Origin of the sequence: Pseudomonas sp. ABFPK (genome assembly GCF_001586765.1) — a bacterium.
GTDB classification, from domain to species: Bacteria; Pseudomonadota; Gammaproteobacteria; order Pseudomonadales; family Pseudomonadaceae; genus Aquipseudomonas; species Aquipseudomonas asiatica.
The window spans coordinates 21,466-41,909 of sequence record NZ_LQXW01000003.1 but is presented as its reverse complement, the minus strand read 5'-3'; the positions used below and the strand labels follow the sequence as shown (position 1 = coordinate 41,909).

The window sequence follows — 20,444 nt, the reverse complement described above, 5'->3', positions numbered from 1 at the left end:
AAAGGCGGTGGATTCGGTGGTCACGAGGCGGGCCTGCGGTGCGAAGCGAAAAATGCCGCATAGTCTACCAGCCTCATGGCCATTCGCCCTACGACTCCATGTGTTGTTCCGGACGACGGGCACGCCTTCCGTCCGTCGGCGACAGCTGCAGGAAGATCGCCGCCGCCAGCATGGCCATCACGCCAATGGTGACGAAGGTCAGCTGGAATGCACCCAAGGTGGTTTCCACACCGTCGGCGTTTCCGGCTGCGGTAAAGCCGCCGAGCAATGCCCCCGCACATGCCACGCCCAGGCTCAGGGCCAGCTGCGCGACCACCGACAGCAGGCTGTTGCCGCTGCTGGCGCTGGCGTCGTCGAGGTCGATCAGGGTCACCGTGTTCATCGCGGTGAACTGCATCGAGTTGACTGCCCCGAGCAGGCCCAGCTGAATCAGCAGCACGGCATAGGGCGTCTGCTCGTCGACCAGCCCGAGGCTGGCCAGCAGCAGGCCCAGCAGCAGGGTGTTGCCGGTGAGGATGATGCGGTAGCCAAAGCGTTCGATCAGTGGTCGGGCAATGGACTTGGCCAGCATCGCCGCAGCCGCCAGCGGGATCATGCTCATGCCGGCCTGGGCCGGCGAGTAGCCCAGCGCCACTTGCAGCAGCAACGGCACAAGGAACGGCAGCGCGCCGCTGCCCAGGCGGGCGAACAGGTTGCCGAGAATACCGATGGCAAAGGTGCGCACGCGGAACAGGCTGGGTGAGAACAACGGCTCCGGGTCGCGCCCGGCGCGCAGCCAGTAGGCCGCCAGGCAGGCCATGCCGGCGAACAGCAGCAACATCACCCGCAGGTGCGGCAGGTGCAGTTCGCCCAGGCCTTCCATGGCGATGGTGATCAATACCATCGCTGCGCCAAACAGCAGGAACCCGGGGCCGTCGAACGTGGTGCGCTCGGCGCCGCGCAGGTCGGGGATGAACTTCCAAACGGCGTAGCAGCCGATCAGGCCGACCGGCAGGTTGAGCAGGAAGATCCAGTGCCAGCTCAGTATTTCCACCAACCAACCGCCAACCGTAGGGCCCAGTAGCGGCCCGAGCAGGCCGGGGATGGTGATGAAGCTCATGATGCGCACCAGCTCGGTGCGCGGGTAGGCACGTAGGACCACTAGCCGCCCGACCGGCAGCATCAGCGCACCGCCCAGCCCTTGCACGACACGGGCAAAGATCAGGAAACCGAGGCTGTTGGCGGCGGCGCACAGCAGCGAGCCGAAGCTGAACAGCAGGATGGCGCTGAAGAAGATGCGCTTGGTGCCGAAGCGGTCGGCGATCCAGCCTGAGGCGGGGATCAGCAGGGCCACGGTGAGCATGTAGGCGATGATCACGCCCTGCATGCGCAGCGGGTCTTCGGCCAGCGACCGGGCCATGGCTGGCAGTGCGGTGTTGAGGATGGTGCCGTCCAGGGACTGCATGAAAAAGGCGATGGCCACCACCCAAGGGATCCAGCGGGCGGTGACAGGGTCCAGCGGGGTGCGTTCGGGCATGACTTCCTCGTTTGTCAGTGCCGGCCTCTTCGCGGGTGAACCCGCTCCCACAGGGATATCACCACATTCAAGGGCCGTGGAGATCCTGTGGGAGCGGCTTTAGCCGCGAAAGGGCCGGTAAGTCCAGTCACAATGTCAGGGTCAGGCCTTTGACCAGTGCCCCCGGCAAATGACTCGACCCGGTACTGCGCTGTCCATAGGTACTGGTCGACAGGATCATCTCGCGCTCGCTTGTCAGGTCCTCCAGCTGGCTGCCGAGCAAGCTGTACAGGCTGTCATCGAAGCGCATGGTGCTCACCGGGCCCTGGATCTGCCCGTTCTCCACCCAGAAGGTGGCGAAGCGGGTCAGCCCGGTCATGCGTGCCGCCGGCAGGTCGGAATAGTTCAGGTACCACAGGTTGCTGATGTACAGCCCGGTACCGAGCCGCTCCAGGATTTGCTCGCTCGGCAGGCTACCTGCTGCCAGGCTCAGCGCACACGGCGACTCGTAACTATCGGCGCCATTGGCCAGCAGCTCGAACTCGGCCGCACTGCGCGCACTGATCAATCGCTGCCGGGCCTCGCCTTGCTGGATCAACGGCACATCCAGGCGCGGCGAGCCTTCATCGGAAAACGCAGGGCTCAGCGAACCGCTGACCTGCTCGGTGAAACTCACCAGCGGGCTCAGCCGCGCATCGCCGTTGTACAGGCGCTGCAGGGCACTGTTGCCAGTGGCCAGGGCCTGTGCGGAAAAACCGCCCCAGCACAGCATGCCGGCTATTTCGTCCATGGCCGCCGGGGCCAGGTAGGCGCGGTAGCTGCCAGGCTTCAGCGTGACGGCAGGGCGGCCAAGGAAACCCAGCTGTTCCCGCGCCTGGCGCAGGCGTGCGGTGAAGTCGTCGGCGCTCCACACTTGCCCGGCATAATTGGCCTTCACCGCCTCGCCGTTTTCGTGGAACAGGCTCCAGTCGAAGTTGAAGCTGTTGGCCTGGTGCCAGCCGAAGGCCCCGAACGAGCTGGCGAAGCCCCGGCAGATGGGGCCGGCGGCGTAGATGCCGACAAGGTCCAGGTCGCCGGCTTCACGCTCGAGCAAGGTCAGCACATCGCTCAGTTCGGGCAGCGGCTGCTCCTGCTGGCTGTGGCTGTGCCAGGCGCTTTCGTCCAGGCGCAGGTACGGATCGACCGCCAGCAATGGCAAGGTCTGGCGCAGTTGCTCCAGGGCCGTGAACAGGCGCTGGCTATCCAGTTGCGTGTCACCACTCAAGGTCACCTGTTGCTCTGCCTGGCGGCCATCGCGGATCAGCCGCAGTTGCGCGCCGGCCTGGTTCACGGTGCCGGCCTGGCGCACCTTGGCATGGTTGAAACGCACGAATTGCGACTGTTCGGCGCTGTAGCCGAGGGTGAACTGTTCGCCCGTCTGCAGGGCTTTGCGCACATCCCCGACCAGGGTTTCGAAAGCGTGTTTCATCAGGCGTCTCCTCCGAATACGTCGATCTGGCGGAACACGCAGGCCGGCGAGGCATGCCCCACCCGTACCACCTGATTGGGTTCGCCCTTGCCGCAGTTGGGCGTGCCCAGCACCTGGAAGGTACTGCTGTCGCCGACCGCCGCCAGGTTGCGCCAGAACTGCGCGGAGATGCCACGGTAGTTGGGGTTCTTGACGATGCCCTTGAGCTCACCGTTTTCGATCAGTTGGCCCCATTCACAGCCGAACTGGAACTTGTTGCGAGCATCATCAATGGACCAGGAACGGTTGGTGCGCATCAGGATGCCGTGCTCGATGCCCTTCACCAGCTGATCCAGGCTCTGGTCGCCCGGCTCGATGTTGAGGTTGGCCATGCGGTCGATCGGCGCACGGTTCCAGCCGCAGGCGCGGCTGTTGGCCACGCCGTCGAGGCCGGAGCGGAACTGCGACAGCGCACCACCCAGCGGGCGCAGCAGCAGGCCATCGCGGATCAGGAACTGCTTGCTGGCCTGGGTGCCGTCATCATCGAAGCTGTAGCTGGCCAGCTCTTCGCCGATGGTCGGGTCGAAGGTCACGTTGAGCAGCGTGGAGCCGTACTGCAGGTGGCCGAAGTCATCGGCTTTGACGAAGCTGGTGCCTGCGTAGTTGCGTTCGTCGCCGAGAATGCGGTCCATCTCCAGCGGGTGGCCGATGGATTCGTGAATCTGCAGCATCATCTGGTCCGGCATCAACAGCAGGTCGCGCGGGCCGCTGGGGGTATTCGGTGCCTGCAGCAGCTGCAGCGCCTCGTCGGCCACCCGGCGGGCAGCGCCGACCAGGCCGCAGCGCTCGATGACCTCGAAGCCGCCCTGTTGGCCAAAGTTGTCGCGGCCCAGGCTGCGGCTCTGGCTGTCCTGGCCATCGCTGGCGGTCACGCCCAGGCCCGGGAACAGGAAGCGCTGGGCGTGGCGCAGCTCGGCGCCGGCCGAGTTCAGGTAGGTCTGCTCGACCAGGCTCAGGCCCAGGCTGGCCTGCCAGTCCACCAGGCGGCTGTCCTTGGGCACGCTGGCCGATTCGGCAGCGAGCAGGCCAAGGCAGTCGGCAAGGTTGGGCACGGGTTGGTCGAAGTTGGGCGAAATGTGGTCGTGGCGTGCGCTGGTCACCGGTTGCTCGCGCAGGTCCAGCAGGTTGTACCGGGCGATCTGCCGGGCCAGCGCCTCGGCCTGCTCCAGCGCGCGCTGCAGGCCAGCCTGGGACAGGTCGGCGGTGGCGGCATAGGCTTCCACGCCATTCACCCGCACGGTGAGCATGGCGCCCTCGTCCTGGCTGAAGAAGGGTGGTTCCGCGACGTTGCGGCGAACCGACAGCGCCTGGTGCGACTGTTTCACATGGCGCAGGGAAAACAGCTCGGCCGTACTGCGCAGCGCGGCAAAGCGCTGGCGCAGCAGGGCGCTGGTATCGAACATGTGGAAGCCTCCGTGTACACGGTGGCTCCCCCTTAGAACCACTCGTCCTGCATGGCGAGGCAAGTGTCGTCGCGCGCCTCGAGCAATGCCAGCTCATTATGGCAGCCAGGTACCTCCCAGGTCAGGAAATAACGCGCGGCCTGCAGCTTGCCGAGGTAGAAGTCCCGGTCGGCGGGTTTGCCCTTGAGCAGGCCGAGTTCGGCATGGATCGCCTGTTCCAGCCAGCGCCAGCCAATCACGCAGTGGCCGAAGGCCTTGAGGTACAGGGCCGAGTTGGCCAGGGCTCCGGCGACTTTGCCCTGGGCCAGGTCACCCAGCAAGGCCAGGGTCACACCTTGTAGGCGGTTGACCAGTTGCTCCAGCGGCTGGCGCAGCGGGTCGAGGTTCGGATGGTGGCTGGCGCGCTCGCCGGTGGCGGCGATCGACCGGATCAACTGCTTGAGGCCGGCGCCATTGTTCTGCGCCAGCTTGCGGCCCAGCAGGTCGAGCGACTGGATGCCCTCGGTGCCTTCATGGATCGGGTTCAGGCGGTTGTCGCGGTAGTACTGTTCAACCGGGTATTCGCGGGTGTAGCCGTGGCCGCCGAGGATCTGGATCGCCAGTTCATTGGCCTTCAGGCAGAACGTCGAGGGCCAGGATTTGACGATCGGGGTCAGCAGGTCGAGCAGCTCCTGCGCCTGCTTGCGGGCGTTGTCGTCGCTGGCAGTCTGGGTGTCGTCGAACAGGCGCGCGGCATACAGGCCCAGGTCGAAGGCGCCCTCCACGAAGGCCTTCTGTGCCAGCAGCATGCGTTTCACATCGCTGTGCTCGATGATCGGCACCGCGGGGCTGTGCGGGTCTTTGTTGTCCGGCAACCGACCCTGCGGGCGCTGACGGGCGTATTCCAGCGAATACAGGTAGCCGGCGTAACCGAGCATCACTGCGCCCATGCCGACACCGATGCGTGCCTCGTTCATCATCTGGAACATGCAGGCCAGGCCCTGGTGCGGCTGGCCGACCAGGTAGCCGACGCACTGGCCGTTGTCGCCGAAGTTCAGCGCGGTGGAGGTGGTACCGCGCCAGCCCATCTTGTGGAACAACCCGGCCAGCAGCACATCGTTGCGCGGGCCACGGCTGCCATCTTCGTTGACCAGGTACTTGGGCACGATGAACAGCGAGATGCCCTTCACGCCGGGCGGCGCATCCGGCAGCTTGGCCAGCACCATGTGCACGATGTTTTCCGACAACTCGTGATCACCGCCGGAGATGAAAATCTTGTTGCCCTTGAGCCGGTAGCTGCCGTCACCGGCAGGTTCGGCGCGGGTACGGATATCGGCCAGCGACGAGCCAGCGTGGGGTTCGGTCAGGGCCATGGTGCCGAAGTAGCGGCCTTCGATCATCGGCTGCAGAAACAGGTGTTTCTGTTCATCGCTGCCGAAGCTCTCGATCAGGTTGGCCGCGCCCATGGTCAGGAACGGGTAGGCCGTGGTGCCGGCGTTGGCCGCCTGGAAGTGGGCGAAGCAGGCCTGCGAGACCAGGCTCGGCAGCTGCATGCCGCCGACTTCGAAGTCGCGGTTGGCGTTGAGGAAGCCGGCTTCAAGAAAGGCGTCGACGGCGGGTTTCACTTCGGGGATCAGTTCGGCGCGGCCATCCACGTAGCGCGGCTCGTTTTCGTCGGCCTTGCGGTTGTGCGGGGCGAAGAACTTTTCGGCGATGGTGCGGGCAGTTGATAGCGCCGCATCGAAGGTTTCGCGGCTGTGCTCGGCGAAGCGCGGGCGTTGGGTCAGGGCCTCGGCGTCGAGGACTTCGTAGAGTTCGAAGGCGAGGTTGCGGGGGCTGAGCAGGGTCTCGGGCATGGTCGCGGTCCTGAGGCGGGATGCTGCGAGTGTAGGAGGGTGGTGGGGTGGGGGACAGGTTAATAGGTTTGGGTGATATGGGTTGAGAACTCCGGGATGCCTGGTGGTTGGTCGAACAGATCACGCGGGGTGGGGGCAGTTGTTGTTTTGCCTGTTCGGGCCCTTTCGCGGGTAAACCCGCTCCCCTTTCGCATCTTTTTTATCGTTCCGTCGATATCCATAATCCTGTTGTTGCCGATGCTGGCTTCCAGTATCAGTAACTCGGTGTGGATTGGGCTGATGCTGACTTCGGAGGCTGGGAAAGGCTGGTGCCTATTGTGGCTCTGGCGAAAGCGCGGGTAACGGTGTGCGCCGGTTTTTTTGGATTTTCCTACCGGTCTGTCAACCCATGCACAGCTGCCACCCTCTTGTTTGACAGCAGGTGGTGATAGTTCCTGATCCACCCCTGAACGCAGATTCACTCGAAGAGCCTAATCTAGGTCGCGAACTTCGCACTGAGGCTTAATCATGTGTCGCCTGAGCCGGCCCTTTCGCGGGCATGCCCACAGGTACGGTGCAAGTCATGAAGCTTGTGGTGATCCTGTGGGAGCGGGCGCGCCCGCGAATAGGCCCGGCCAGGCACTCGAGAATTATCAGGGGGTTGAACAATGACAACAGAAGACACCCAAGCCGCATCGAGCCTGGCATCCCGTGCAGGGACGCCCGTGAGCAGTCGTCGGAGTTGATGGGTAATGTCCGCGAATTGACCATTACCGGGCTGATGGATGAGAAGCCGATGATGATCTGGGCTGCCCATTACCTGAGTGCGATGGCCAAGGCACTGATGGATGATGCTGAGTTGGGGATGAAGCAGTGAGGGTTTGGCTTCCGATTGAATGAACACCTGTCAGCCCAACCCCAGCCCCCATAAAAAAAAGGAGAGCCGAAGCTCTCCTTTTTTCGTTAACAACCCTCAACCTCAGCCAATGGTCATCAGGCTGGCATTACCACCGGCAGCAGCAGTGTTCACACTCACTGCCCGCTCGATCACCAGGCGCTCCAGCGCAATCTGGTGGTCGCCGCTGGACAGCCCGTGCACACCCACGATCGCCCCGGCACGCTTGGCCACCTGCTGGCACACGCCGCGCAGCTGGTCCGAGTCGCCATGGTGGATCACGGCGTCGAACGCCACTTCATCCTTGTTCCAGTCCGCCACCAGTTTGACCTTGGCCTGCAGCTCTCGCGGCAGGCGGGCACGCAGGGCTTTGCCCGGCTCGCCGTCCGCCCATACCGCCGAGCTGCCAACGGCCAGCACTGCGGCGAACTGCGCCAGCAGGTCGGCTTCGTTGTCGGCCAGGCACAGCACGTGCTCACGCGGCAGGATGGTGTAGCTGTTGCGCTCGCCGGTCGGGCCTGGCAACAGGCGGGCGATGCCGCTCTGCGACTGGCTGGCGAACTGGCTGCACAGCGCGGCCAGGTCGGCCAGCTGGTTGCTCTCGGCCCAGGCCTTCAGGCCATGCAGTGGCTTGATCAGCTGTTCGTGCAGGGCGCGGTCAGGCTTGCCTTCGCCGTCCTGCTGCTGGAAGTGGCGGCCAATCGCGTCGGCCGGGCGGGTCGACAGCAGGCGGTACAGGTACAGCGGGCCGCCGGCTTTCGGGCCGGTGCCGGACAGGCCTTCACCACCGAACGGCTGCACACCCACCACTGCACCGACGATGTTGCGGTTGACGTACATGTTGCCGGCGTTGGCGGTTTCCACCACCTTGGCGATGGTCTCGTCGATGCGGGTGTGCACGCCGAGGGTCAGGCCGTAGCCGGAGTTGTTGATCTGCTCGATCAGCTGGTCCAGGTTGCGACGGTTGTAGCGCACCACGTGTAGCACCGGGCCGAAGATTTCACGCTTGAGCTCGTCAAAGCTTTCCAGCTCGATCAGGGTCGGCATGACGAAGGTGCCGCGCTTGAGCTCGGCAGCATCGGCAATGGCCACCTGGTAGACCGAGCGACCTTTCTCGCGCATGCCCTGGATGTGCTTCTCGATGCCGGCCTTGGCTTCGGCGTCGATCACCGGGCCAATGTCCACGGCCAGGCGGTCCGGGCAGCCCAGGCGACTTTCTGCCATTGCGCCCTTGAGCATTTCGATCACGCGGTCGGCGGAGTCTTCCTGCAGGCACAGCACGCGCAGTGCCGAGCAACGCTGGCCGGCGCTGTCGAAGGCCGAGGACACCACATCGATCACCACCTGCTCGGTCAGTGCCGAGGAGTCGACGATCATCGCGTTCTGGCCGCCGGTTTCGGCGATCAGCGGGATCGGGCGGCCCTGGTTGTCCAGGCGGCCGGCGACGTTGCGCTGCAGCAGGCGGGCCACTTCAGTGGAACCGGTGAACATCACGCCCTTGACGCGCTCGTCACCCACCAGGCCGGCACCGACGGTTTCACCGCGGCCAGGCAGCAGCTGCAGCACGCCTTCAGGGATGCCGGCTTCCAGCAGCAGGCGCACGGCCTGGGCAGCGATCAGCGGGGTTTGCTCGGCCGGCTTGGCCAGTACGGGGTTGCCGGCGGCGAGCGCTGCGGCTACCTGGCCGGTGAAGATCGCCAGCGGGAAGTTCCACGGGCTGATGCACACCACCGGGCCCAGCGGGCGGTGGGCGTCGTTGCTGAAGTCGTTGCGTGCCTGCACCGCGTAGTAGCGCAGGAAGTCCACGGCTTCACGCACTTCGGCGATGGCGTTGGCGAAGGTCTTGCCGGCTTCGCGGATGAGCAGGCCCATCAGCGGCTGGATTTCGGCCTCCATCAGGTCGGCGGTGCGCTCCAGAATGGCGGCGCGTTCGGCCGGCGGGGTGGCCTGCCAGATCGGAGCGGCATTCAGTGCGCACTGGATGGCGTTGTCGACGTCGGCGACCGTGGCTTCCTGAACATGGCCGACCACGTCGCGGTGGTCCGCCGGGTTCAGGACCGGTGCGGCGGTGCCTTCGCTGGCAGCACAGGCCAGCAGTGGCGTGGCTTTCCAGTCGTTGTGCGCGGTGGCCAGCATGGCGCAGGACAGCGATGCCAGGCGGTGTTCGTTGGCCATGTCGATGCCGGCCGAGTTGGCCCGCTCGCTGCCATACAGCTCACGCGGCAGCGGGATGCGTGGGTGCGGCAGGCCGATGCTGCCTTCCTGGGTGCCCATGCGCTCGATGCTGGCGACCGGGTCGGCGACCAGTTCCTGGATGGAGATCGAGTGGTCGGCGATGCGGTTGACGAACGAGGTGTTGGCGCCGTTTTCCAGCAGGCGACGCACTAGGTAGGCCAGCAGCGTTTCGTGGGTGCCGACCGGTGCATAGACGCGGCACGGACGGTTCAGCTTGCCTTCGGAAATCTTGCCGACCACCTGCTCGTAAAGTGGCTCGCCCATGCCGTGCAGGCACTGGAACTCGTACTGGCCCGGGTAGTAGTTCTGACCGGCAATGTGGTAGATGGCCGACAGGGTGTGGGCGTTGTGGGTGGCGAACTGCGGGTAGATGGCTTCTGGCACGGCCAGCAGCTTGCGGGCGCAGGCGACGTAGGACACGTCGGTGTACACCTTGCGGGTGTAGACCGGGTAGCCTTCCAGGCCTTCGACCTGGGCGCGCTTGATTTCGCTGTCCCAGTAGGCGCCTTTCACCAGGCGGATCATCAGGCGGTGGCGGCTGCGCTTGGCCAGGTCGATGACATAGTCGATCACATACGGGCAGCGCTTCTGGTAGGCCTGGATAACGAAGCCGATACCGTTCCAGCCGGCCAGCGAAGGCTCGAAGCACAGGCGCTCGAGCAGGTCGAGCGACAGTTCCAGGCGGTCGGCTTCTTCGGCGTCGATGTTCAGGCCGATGTCGTACTGCTTGGCCAGCAGGGTCAGCGACAGCAGGCGCGGGTACAGCTCTTCCATCACGCGCTCGTACTGGGCGCGGCTGTAGCGCGGGTGCAGCGCCGACAGCTTGATCGAGATGCCCGGGCCTTCATAGATGCCACGGCCATGGGAGGCCTTGCCGATCGAGTGGATGGCCTGCTCGTAGGACGCCAGGTACTTCTGTGCGTCGTGCTCGGTCAGTGCGGCTTCGCCGAGCATGTCGTAGGAATAGCGGAAGCCCTTGGACTCGAAGCGGCTGGCATTGGCCAGGGCTTCGGCGATGGTTTCGCCAGTGACGAACTGCTCGCCCATCAGGCGCATGGCCATATCGACGCCCTTGCGGATCATCGGCTCGCCGCTCTTGCCAATAATGCGGGTGAGCGAGGAGGTCAGGCCGGATTCGTTGTGGGTAGACACCAGTTTGCCGGTCAGCAGCAGGCCCCAGGTGGCGGCGTTGACGAACAGCGACGGGCTGTTGCCCAGGTGCGGCTGCCAGTTGCCGGTGCTGATCTTGTCGCGGATCAGCGCGTCACGGGTGCCCTTGTCGGGGATGCGCAGCAGGGCTTCGGCCAGGCACATCAGTGCCACGCCTTCCTGGGACGACAGCGAGAATTCCTGCAGCAGGCCCTGAACGATGCCGGCACGACCGCCAGCGCTCTTCTGGTTACGCAGTTTTTCGGCGATGCCGGCGGCCATCTTGTTGGTCGCTTCGGCCAGCGGGGCGCTCAGGCGCGCCTGCTCCAGCAGCATCGGTACCACTTCCTGTTCGGGGCGGCGGTAGGCGGCGGTGATCGCCGAGCGCAATACCGACTGCGGCAGGATGCTCTCGGCGAACTCGAGGAAGCACTGATGGCTGTGGTCGGGTTGGACCTCACCGGCGTCGTCGGCCAGGTTGCTGGCATGGCCGTTGAGTTCGGTCAGGGTGGCACCACCCTCGAGCTTCTCCAGGTAGTTGAAGATCGCTTGCTTGATCAACCAGTGCGGGGTGCGGTCAATCGACTGCGCAGCTGCCTTGAGTCGCTCACGGGTCGGGTCATCGAGTTTGACCCCAAGGGTGGTCGTCGCCATTTCTTATCCTCGTTATTGCCACGGTTGTGGCCTAAGCTGACGCCAAGAGTAGCTGTAGGACAATTCGGGTGCAACCAGGTGCAACCCGAATTTTTCATGGAAAAGGTGCAACTCGTCCGACAGCCATTTCCATGTCCTGAAAAGGGTGGCTTTTGGTGTGTTTTATTCTGAAAAGCGGGTTTTTTGCTCCAAAAGGGAGCAAAAAATCAGATTTGTCGGAAAATGTACGGGGAGGTGCAACTTGCAAAGGAAAAATGGTTGCACCCGCTTTGCGTTGTTGCATACGATTCGCCGCCTGGGTGCAACCGCCATTGCCGCGGTTGTGCATGACATAAAAACAAACGCCAGGGCACACGCATGGGCAATCCACTAACGATCACTTTCGTGGTCTATATCGCCGCAATGGTGCTGATCGGCTTCGCCGCCTATCGCTCCACCAATAACCTTTCCGACTACATCCTTGGCGGTCGCAGCCTGGGTAGCGTGGTCACCGCGCTTTCAGCCGGCGCTTCCGACATGAGCGGCTGGCTGCTGATGGGCCTGCCGGGCGCCATCTACTTCTCCGGTTTGTCCGAGGCCTGGATTGCCATCGGCCTGACCGTCGGCGCCTACCTGAACTGGTTGTTCGTCGCTGGCCGTCTGCGCGTGCAGACCGAGCACAACGGCGATGCACTGACCCTGCCGGACTACTTCTCCAGCCGCTTCGAAGACAACAGCGGCCTGCTGCGGATCATCTCGGCCATCGTGATCCTGGTGTTCTTCACCATCTACTGCGCCTCCGGCATCGTTGCCGGTGCCCGTCTGTTCGAAAGCACCTTCGGCATGCCGTACGAAACCGCCCTGTGGGCCGGTGCCGCAGCGACCATTGCCTACACCTTCATCGGTGGTTTTCTGGCGGTGAGCTGGACCGATACCGTGCAGGCTTCGTTGATGATCTTTGCGCTGATCCTCACTCCGGTGATCGTGCTGATCTCCACTGGCGGCTTCGATACCACCTTCGCTGCCATCGATGCGGTCAACCCGGCCCACTTCGACATGTTCAAGGGCGCAACCTTCATCGGCATCATCTCGCTGATGGGCTGGGGGTTGGGCTACTTCGGCCAGCCTCACATCCTGGCGCGGTTCATGGCTGCCGACTCGGTGAAGTCGATCGCCAAAGCCCGCCGCATCTCCATGACCTGGATGATCCTGTGCCTGGCCGGTACCTGCGCCGTAGGCTTCTTCGGCATCGCCTACTTCTCGGCACATCCTGAGCTGGCAGGCCCGGTCACCGAGAACCACGAGCGTGTATTCATCGAGCTGGCCAAGATCCTGTTCAACCCATGGGTCGCCGGTGTGCTGTTGTCGGCCATCCTGGCAGCGGTGATGAGTACCCTGAGCTGCCAGCTGCTGGTGTGCTCCAGCGCCCTGACTGAAGACTTCTACAAGGCGTTCCTGCGCAAGAACGCTTCGCAGGTCGAACTGGTGTGGGTCGGCCGCCTGATGGTGCTGGCCGTCGCCCTGATCGCCATCGCCATGGCCGCCAATCCGGAAAACCGCGTGCTGGGCCTGGTAGCTTATGCGTGGGCCGGCTTCGGTGCTGCCTTTGGTCCGGTGGTGCTGATTTCGGTACTGTGGAAAGGCATGACCCGTAACGGCGCACTGGCCGGTATCGTGGTGGGCGCACTGACCGTGATCCTGTGGAAGAACTTCGACACCCTCGGGCTGTACGAAATCATCCCGGGCTTCCTGTTCGCCAGTATCGCCATCGTCGTGGTGAGCAAGCTGGGCAGCCCGTCGCAGGCAATGGTCAAGCGCTTCGAGACTGCTGATGCGGCGTATCACGCTGACAAGTAATACCCGTTGAGTCGGCGGCGCCTGCTTCGCGGGTGAACCCGCTCTTACAGGGATTGCACAGAACTCAAATTCTGTGAGGTGCCTGTGGGGGCGGGTTTACCCGCGAAGAGGTCACCGCCGATCAGCAGCCAGGCCTGACTCCGCCTGCAAGGCAAGGTAAACTTGCCACCCCCGCAGGAGTTGCCATGAACTATCGTCACGCCTTCCACGCCGGCAACCACGCCGACGTCCTCAAACATATCGTGCTGACCCGCCTCATCGCCCTGATGTCGCGCAAGGAGCAGCCGTTCGCCTATATCGATACCCATGCAGGGCTCGGCCTTTACGACCTGCAGGGCGACCAGGCAACTCGCACCGGCGAGTACCTGGAAGGTGTCGCCCGCCTGTGGAATCGCGATGACCTGCCGGCCATGGCTGACGACTATTTGCGAATCATCAAGCGTCTGAATGCCGATGGCGAGCTGCGCTACTACCCCGGTTCGCCCGAGCTGGCTCGCCGTCTGATGCGCCAGCAGGACCGCGCCCTGCTCAACGAGAAGCATCCCGAAGACGGGCCGCTGCTCAAAGAGAACATGAAGAAAGACCCGCGCGTGTTCGTGCACCTGGGCGAAGGCTGGCATGTGCCGCGGGCCTTGCTGCCGGTGCAGGAAAAGCGCGCGATCATGTTGATCGACCCGCCGTTCGAACAGGCTGACGAGCTAAAGCGCTGCACTACCGCCATGAAAGAGGCGATCGGCCGCATGCGCCAGACTGTCGCGGCCATCTGGTACCCGATCAAGGACCAGCGCTCGCTGACCCGCTTCTACCAGGACCTGACCAGCACCGGCGCACCGAAACTGCTGCGGGTCGAGTTGTATGTGCACCACCAGGACAGCCCGCAGGGGCTCAACGGCTCCGGTCTGGCCATCGCCAACCCGCCGTGGGGGTTGGAAGAAGAGCTCAAGGAGCTGCTGCCATGGCTGGCCAAAGAGCTGGCACAAACCGCCGGCAGCTTCCGCATGGACTGGCTGATCGCTGAATAATATTGCTTGCCTGTACCGGCCCCATCGCCGGCAAGCCAGCTCCCACAGGTACAGCGCGGGCCTCAAGGTCGGCGGTGTACCTGTGGGAGCTGGCTTGCCGGCGATGAGGCCAGTACAGGTTGCCGCGTTGCGCACATGTTTGCGTTATAATCCCGCCCTTTAGCCGCCACCCGCCCAAGAGGCCGCTGGCGCATTTCTACCGAATGAAGAGGCTAATCCCTTGGCATTGACGATTCTTGGCCTGTCCGGCGCCCTTAGCCATGACCCTTCCGCGGCCTTGTACATTGACGGCAAACTGATTGCCGCCGCCGAAGAAGAGCGCTTCGTGCGTGACAAGCATGCGAAGAACCGCATGCCCTACGAGTCGGCGAAGTTCTGCCTGGAACAGGCAGGCATCAAGCCATCCGACGTCGACGTGGTAGCCATCCCGTTCGCCCCGATCAGCCTGTTCGGCAAGGCGCGCTGGCACTATGCCAAGCGCTACTGGTACGCCCCGGACCGCGCCCTCGACGCCATCCTGATGGGCAACCGTCGCTACAAGCGCTACCGCAAGAAGATTGTCTGGTGCCTGGAGCAACTGGGCTTCGACCCGAAAAAGGTCAAGATCGAGCCGGTCGAGCACCACCTGGCCCACGCCTCCAGTGCCTACCACTGCTCGGGCTTCAAGGAAAAAACCGCAATCCTCGGCATCGACGGTAAAGGCGAATACGCCACCACCTTCTTTGGCTACGGCGAAAACGGCAAGATCCACAAGATCAAGGAGTTCTTCGACCCGGACTCGCTGGGCGGCTTGTACGGCGCGATCACCGAGTTCCTCGGCTTCGAGATGCTCGATGGCGAGTTCAAGGTCATGGGCATGGCGCCGTATGGCGACGCCAGCAAGTACGACTTCTCGCGCCTGGCCAGCTTCGAAAACGGCGAACTGGTGATCAACACCGAATACGCCAACGTCATTGGCCTGCGTCGCTATAAAGAGAAGGGCAAGGGCTTCTACTTCTCGCCGAAGCTGATCGAGTGGCTGGGCCCCAAGCGCGAAGGCGACATCGCCGACGAGCCGTACATCCATTACGCGGCCAGCATGCAGGCGCTGTTCGAAAAGATCGCCCTGCAGATGATCGACCACTACCTGGGCGACGTGCTGCGTGAAAGCGGCAAGCTGGCCTTTGCCGGCGGTTGCGCGCTGAACGTCAAACTCAACCAGAAGATCATTGCCCGCCCAGACCTGAAAGAGCTGTTCGTTCAGCCGGCTTCCGGTGACGCCGGTACCGCCGTGGGTGCTGCCGCCTACGTTTCCCACGCCCGTGGCGTACCGGTCGAGAAGATGGAACACGTCTACCTCGGCCCTTCGTACTCCAACGAAGACGTGATCGCTGCCTGTGCCCGTCACCCGAACGCGCCGAAGTGGCGCAAGCTCGACGACATGCCGCAGCGCATCGCCAAAATCATGGTCGACGGCAACCCGGTGGCCTGGTTCCAGGGCCGCATGGAATTCGGCCCTCGTGCCCTGGGCGGCCGTTCGATCATCGGTTGCCCGAGCGTGCCTGGCGTAGCCGACCGCATCAACGAGCAGATCAAGTTCCGCGAACGCTGGAGACCTTTCTGCCCGTCGATGCTCGACACCGTCGCCCCGCAAATGATCAAGGTCGACCACCCGGCGCCGTTCATGACCTTCACCTTCGAAGTGGCTGAAGAGTGGAAGACCCGCGTACCGGAAGTGGTCCACGAAGACGGCACTTCGCGTGCCCAGGTGCTCAAGCGCGAGTACAACCCGCGCTACTACGACATGATGAAGGCGCTGGAAGACCTGACCGGCAACGGCGTGTCGCTGAACACATCGCTGAATCGTCGTGGTGAACCGATGATCTGCTCGCCGACCGATGCCCTGAACATGTTCTTCGGCTCAGACCTGCAGTACCTGATCATGGAAGACATCCTGGTTGTGAAGGACGGCGCGGCCCCGTATGACCAGCCGCTCTGAACCGCGCATCCTGCAGTTCTGCCATGGCTATGACGGGCCGTTCCTGGACTGCGCCCGTCAGTACGCCAGCCTGTTCCAGGGGCGTGGCTACCAGGTCACCACGGTGTTCCTCACCGGCGCCGCCGACCCGCTGGTAGCGGCCGGCTGCGCCTCGGACGAGGTGCTGTTCCTGGAGTTCAGCTCCAAGGCCGTGCGCGGCCTGAAACTCGGCGCCATCCGTGCATTGCGGCGGATCGCGGCCGAGCGCAATTTTGCCTTTTGCATTGCCCATCGCTTCAAACCGATCTACGTGGCGTTGCTGGGCACCGGCTTGCCGGTGATCGGCGTGCACCATGCTTTCGGTGACTACGAGCGCAAGGGGCGACGCATCTTCGCCAACCTGTTCAGCAAGCGTCTGAGCTTGCTGGGCGTGTCGGACGCAGTGCGTGACGATATGCGCCGCTGTCTGTCGCAGTGGCCGGCAGATCGTATCCAGACCTTGTATAACCGCATCGACATCGACGCCCTGCAAGCAGCCCTGGTTCCACGCGCCGAGGCCCGTCAGGCCTTGGGCCTGGATGCACAGGCGTGGATTGTCGGTAACGTCGGGCGTCTGCACCCGGACAAGGACCAGGCCACCCTGCTGCGTGGCTTTGCCGAAGCGCTACCGGGGCTGCCGGCTGGCGCCCGCCTGGCAATCCTGGGCAAGGGCCGCCTGGAAGCCAGGCTCAAGGCACTGGCCGCCGAGCTGGGCATTGCCGGGCAAGTGGACTTCCTTGGCCAGGTGCCGGATGCGCGCCGTTACTTCCAGGCATTCGACGTATTCGCACTGAGCTCCGACCATGAGCCGTTCGGCATGGTCCTGCTCGAAGCCATGGTCGCCGGTGTGCCGGTACTGGCCACAGCCTGTGGTGGTGCCCGCGAAGTGGTGGAGGGTGTTGGCATGCTGTTCCCGCTGGGCGATGCGGGGCAATTGGCCCAGCGTCTGAAACACATGGCTGTGCTCGATGGGCAGCAACGCCAGGCCTGTGCCGAGCACATGCTGCAGCGCCTGCGTGAACGCTTTTCCGACCAGGCGGTGCGCGAAGCATTCTGGCAGCTGCCGCAAGTCCGCGCGCTGGTGGGGCAGGCCTGATGCTCAACCGTATCCAGGCCTTCCGCGAACGCGGTTGGCAAGTTATCGACGGCAAGGCCTATGCCGAGGCATGGGCCCGGTTTGGTGGCAGTGTCGCCACCCATCCCCAGGTGGTCGAGCAGCTGGCGGACCTGGCGCAGATCCCTGTGCGTTACCTGGGCTGGCACCAGGCCGGCGAGCTGAAAGCCGCCATTCCTACCTGGGGGCGCCACCTTGCGCTGTCCAAGGACGTGCTCAAGCGTGCCGGCAAAAAGGCCCTGTTCGACCTGGGCAACGCCGAGATCATCCTGCCGGCGGCGGCCGATGCCGCTGCACCGTTGCGCCATGCCGCGCGCTACCTGTCCGAACTGAACCTGGGCCGCTTCAGCGGCCTCAAGGCGCAGAAGGAACAGCTGGCCATGGCCCGCGCCCATGAAGACCTGTCGAAGAAGTTCCGCTACAACCAGCGCCGCGAACTACGCCTGCTGGAAGAGGCGGGCGGTGTGGTGCGCCCGATCAGCGACTTCAGCGCGCAGGAAATCGCCAGCATGTACTGCGACCTGTTCCAGCGCCGCTGGGGCTTCCCTGCCACCGGCGCCAAGCGCATGGCCGAGGTGCTGGAACGCCTGCGTGAGCTGCTGATCGGCTCGGTGCTGCTGCTGGACGGCAAGCCGATTGCCATCCAGCTGGTATACCGTGTCGAAGCGCCGGAATGGGTCAGCGTCGAGTACATCAATGGCGGTGTCGACCCTGAAACCAAGGCCTTCAGCCCCGGCAGCGTGCTGAGCTTCCTCAATACCCAGGCCGCCTGGGAAGACGCCCGTGCACGCAACAAGCCGCTGCGGTTTTCGTTCGGCCGTGCCGACCGCGAGTACAAGGACCGCTGGTGCAACCCCGTACCGGTGTATCAGGCGTGAGTCGCAAGCAGCAGTTGCTCAAGCGCCACCGGCGCAACAAGCGCCTGGGCCTGTTGGCGGGCCTGGTCGCGCTGGTGGCCATAGGTGCGTTCAGCTGGTGGTGGTTGCCACTGCTGCTGTTGCCGCTGTTGTGGGCGGCCCACGAGGCCTGGTTTGCCGACCACCTGTTCTACGCGCCAGGCGAGGACTACGCCTACGACTTCGGCGAGCAGACCCGGGAGGCTCCTGCCAGCCTGAGCGGCGGCTTGCTCAAGGCTGAGTGCGTGCTGCAGGGCAACGAAACCCTGGTCCTCGAACTGCGGGTAAAAAGCAGCTGGCTGGGGCGCTTCCTGGACCCGCAGGTCGAGCTGGTGGCTGGCGAGCAGGCCGACCGGCAAACCTTCGAGCGCGGCGTCGATGGCGTGCGCTTCCTCAACCTCACCGGCCTCGCCGCACCTCTGCAGGCTGGCGCGTTGCGCCTGCGTGGCCGGCATTGCCGGCTGGCGGGCCAGCCGCGCTTGTGGATAACCCCGGCGGTCGAGCTGCAACGGCGCCGGGTGATGGTGATCGCGCCGCATGCCGATGATGCCGAGCTGGCCGCTTACGGCCTTTACAGCCAGGCCGACGAAGCCTGGGTAGTGACCCTGACCGCTGGTGAAATCGAGGCCGAGCACTATCAGCAGATGGGCTTGGAAAAGGCCGAGGCCGCGCGCCTGAAGGGCCGCCTGAGGGCCTGGGATAGTGTTGCCGTGCCACGCTGGGCTGGTGTGGCGGAATCGCGTTGCGTGCAGCTGGGCTACTTCTGTCTGCAACTGCCTGCCATGCAGGCTGCGCCAGACCAGCCGGCCGCTTCTCGCGAGGCCGACCTCGCCGACATTCGCGTATTCCGCCGATTCAACCCGTTCCCGCTGCCGGCCGATGTCGATGGCGCGCCGACCTGGCGCAACCTGCTCGCCGACCTGCGGGCCTTGCTGGAAATGGCCAGGCCAGAGGTGCTGGTGATGCCGCACCCGCAGCTCGACCCGCACCCCGACCACATCTGTGCCCAGGCAGCGGTGCTGGAAGCCTTGCAAGGCCTGGCCTGGCAGCCGCAAACCCTGCTGTGCTACGCCAACCACCTGCATGACAACGACCGCTGGCCGATGGGCGACAGTGGTGATGGCGTGGCCCTGCCGCCACAGCAGGACGCTGTCCAGGCCTGGGCTCCTTGCAGCCTGGTACTGGACCTGGCGACCCAGCGCGACAAGGCCATGGCCCTGGGCATGATGCACGACCTGCAGCCGCCAGCACCGTTCAAACGCCGCCTGCGCCGCTTGTTGCAGCGCTGGTTGGCCGGGCGGCGGTCGTCGCCTTACGGCGAGAACGAATTCTTCCGCAAGGCCGTGCGCCGACATGAACTGTTCTGGCGGCGTGAGCTGTAGCCGCGCCCCATGGTTGACCGCGATGGCGCAGAGCGCCCAAGGAACCCAATGAAAGTCCTATTTCTGGTGCAGAAGGAACAGCGGGCGATTCTCGACCGCCTGTACGATGGCGTCGCGGCCAACTGCGAGTGCGACCTGCGCTGGTTGACCAGCGAAGACCAGCGCAACCTGCGCCGCTATTTCAAGCGTGAAGTGCAGGTCGAGCGTTATGACCGCATTGTTTTCTTCCTGCGTTTCAAACAGGAAATCCGTCAGGCGGCATTCATCCGTACGGTGCCGAACCTGGTCATCCTCGAGCACGATGCCTACCAGAACTACATCCCGTGCAAGTACACCGGCAAGTTCAGCGCCCATTACCGCAAGCTGCCCTGGGCGCGGGTGATCAGCTCAGGCTACATGGTTAGCGAGCGCCTGCGTCAGGAAGGTTTCGACGCCGTGTTCGTGCCCAAGGGCTACGACGAGCAGTTGCTGGCCGACCAGGGGCGTGAGCGCGACATCGAACTGGCCTTCGTCGGCAGCACCAACAGCGTGGCCTACAGCGGCCGCAAGGCATTGCTGGACGAACTGGGCCGCGTCGAGAACCTGGTGGTGACCCGTACCAAATCGGGTGAAGACTACTGCAACACACTCAACCGGATCCGCTTCTTCGTCAGTGCCGACGTCGGCATGGGCGAATACATGATCAAGAACTTCGAAGCCATGGCCTGTGGCTGTGTGTTGCTGGCGTATGACCAGGGCGAGGAAGAGAACCACGCACTGGGCCTGCAGGACATGCACAACGTGGTGTTCTATGACAGCATCCCGACCCTTCAGGAAAAGCTCCGCCGTTTGCGCGCGGACCCTGAACTGGCCCGGCAGATTGCAGAAAATGGTCGCCACCTGGCGGTTTCCCGTTTCAGTTTCGGGGCTGTTGGACGTAGCATCGTCGACCACATGCGCCCGGCGCTCAGGCCACATCCGCCGTTGTCTGCATGGCAGCGGCTGCGCCTGAAGCTGGGCATCTAACATAAGAACTTTCGCGCCTGTGGAACGGGCGTTGGAAGTCG

At 64.1% G+C, this 20,444-nt stretch carries 15 protein-coding genes; 8 read left to right on the top strand and 7 right to left on the bottom strand.

Annotated elements, in window-relative coordinates; genetic code table 11:
- Nucleotides 1-88: 88 nt before the first annotated feature.
- From mdtD to WM94_RS30025, 5 genes are all read right to left on the bottom strand, one after another.
- Nucleotides 89-1,516, bottom strand: coding sequence for a multidrug transporter subunit MdtD (gene mdtD, locus WM94_RS03160; protein ID WP_015272048.1), 1,428 nt, complete (start codon nucleotides 1,514-1,516; stop codon nucleotides 89-91).
- A gap of 127 nt (nucleotides 1,517-1,643) precedes the next feature.
- Nucleotides 1,644-2,963, bottom strand: coding sequence for a TldD/PmbA family protein (locus WM94_RS03155; protein ID WP_061550422.1), 1,320 nt, complete (start codon nucleotides 2,961-2,963; stop codon nucleotides 1,644-1,646).
- Nucleotides 2,963-4,405 (bottom strand): TldD/PmbA family protein, encoded by a 1,443-nt coding sequence (locus WM94_RS03150; protein WP_061550421.1) that lies wholly within the window; start codon nucleotides 4,403-4,405, stop codon nucleotides 2,963-2,965. Before WM94_RS03150 ends, WM94_RS03155 begins: the two co-directional genes overlap by 1 nt.
- A gap of 32 nt (nucleotides 4,406-4,437) precedes the next feature.
- A complete protein-coding gene (locus WM94_RS03145; RefSeq protein ID WP_061550420.1) occupies nucleotides 4,438-6,240 on the bottom strand; it encodes an acyl-CoA dehydrogenase in 1,803 nt (600 codons plus the stop codon).
- A gap of 59 nt (nucleotides 6,241-6,299) precedes the next feature.
- Complete coding sequence (locus WM94_RS30025) at nucleotides 6,300-6,701, bottom strand: hypothetical protein (protein WP_156485945.1); 402 nt, start codon at nucleotides 6,699-6,701, stop codon at nucleotides 6,300-6,302.
- A gap of 143 nt (nucleotides 6,702-6,844) precedes the next feature.
- On the opposite strand from WM94_RS30025, the gene WM94_RS03140 reads away from it, so the two are divergent.
- A complete protein-coding gene (locus tag WM94_RS03140) occupies nucleotides 6,845-7,096 on the top strand; it encodes a DUF3077 domain-containing protein (RefSeq protein WP_043936290.1) in 252 nt (83 codons plus the stop codon).
- Between the two features lie 102 nt (nucleotides 7,097-7,198).
- On the opposite strand, the gene putA is transcribed toward WM94_RS03140, so the two are convergent.
- Both putA and WM94_RS30020 read right to left on the bottom strand, forming a co-directional pair.
- A complete protein-coding gene (gene putA, locus WM94_RS03135) occupies nucleotides 7,199-11,152 on the bottom strand; it encodes a trifunctional transcriptional regulator/proline dehydrogenase/L-glutamate gamma-semialdehyde dehydrogenase (protein ID WP_044047166.1) in 3,954 nt (1,317 codons plus the stop codon).
- A 94-nt stretch (nucleotides 11,153-11,246) separates the two neighbouring features.
- On the bottom strand, nucleotides 11,247-11,435 hold the full coding sequence (locus WM94_RS30020) for a hypothetical protein (RefSeq protein ID WP_152619849.1): 189 nt from the start codon (nucleotides 11,433-11,435) through the stop codon (nucleotides 11,247-11,249).
- Nucleotides 11,436-11,509: 74 nt separating this feature from the next.
- On the opposite strand from WM94_RS30020, the gene putP reads away from it, so the two are divergent.
- The 7 genes from putP to WM94_RS03100 all read left to right on the top strand — a co-directional run bounded on the left by putP (nucleotide 11,510) and on the right by WM94_RS03100 (nucleotide 20,403).
- The gene (gene putP / locus WM94_RS03130) at nucleotides 11,510-12,988 is read left to right on the top strand and encodes a sodium/proline symporter PutP (protein WP_061550419.1); all 1,479 of its coding nucleotides are present in this window, start codon (nucleotides 11,510-11,512) and stop codon (nucleotides 12,986-12,988) included.
- A gap of 185 nt (nucleotides 12,989-13,173) precedes the next feature.
- Entirely contained in the window at nucleotides 13,174-14,010 is an 837-nt protein-coding gene (locus WM94_RS03125; RefSeq protein WP_013974483.1) for a 23S rRNA (adenine(2030)-N(6))-methyltransferase RlmJ, read from the top strand.
- 220 nt (nucleotides 14,011-14,230) lie between these two features.
- Entirely contained in the window at nucleotides 14,231-15,988 is a 1,758-nt protein-coding gene (locus WM94_RS03120) for a carbamoyltransferase (RefSeq protein WP_061550418.1), read from the top strand.
- A complete protein-coding gene (locus tag WM94_RS03115) occupies nucleotides 15,972-17,102 on the top strand; it encodes a glycosyltransferase (RefSeq protein ID WP_061550417.1) in 1,131 nt (376 codons plus the stop codon). The genes WM94_RS03120 and WM94_RS03115 overlap by 17 nt, the downstream gene beginning before the upstream one ends.
- Nucleotides 17,102-17,998 (top strand): antimicrobial resistance protein Mig-14, encoded by an 897-nt coding sequence (locus WM94_RS03110; protein ID WP_061550416.1) that lies wholly within the window; start codon nucleotides 17,102-17,104, stop codon nucleotides 17,996-17,998. The genes WM94_RS03115 and WM94_RS03110 overlap by 1 nt, the downstream gene beginning before the upstream one ends.
- Nucleotides 17,995-19,398: a PIG-L deacetylase family protein gene (locus WM94_RS03105; protein ID WP_061550415.1), complete on the top strand. Its 1,404-nt coding sequence runs from the start codon at nucleotides 17,995-17,997 to the stop codon at nucleotides 19,396-19,398. Before WM94_RS03110 ends, WM94_RS03105 begins: the two co-directional genes overlap by 4 nt.
- 48 nt (nucleotides 19,399-19,446) lie before the next feature.
- A complete protein-coding gene (locus WM94_RS03100; protein ID WP_061550414.1) occupies nucleotides 19,447-20,403 on the top strand; it encodes a glycosyltransferase in 957 nt (318 codons plus the stop codon).
- Nucleotides 20,404-20,444 lie beyond the last annotated feature (41 nt).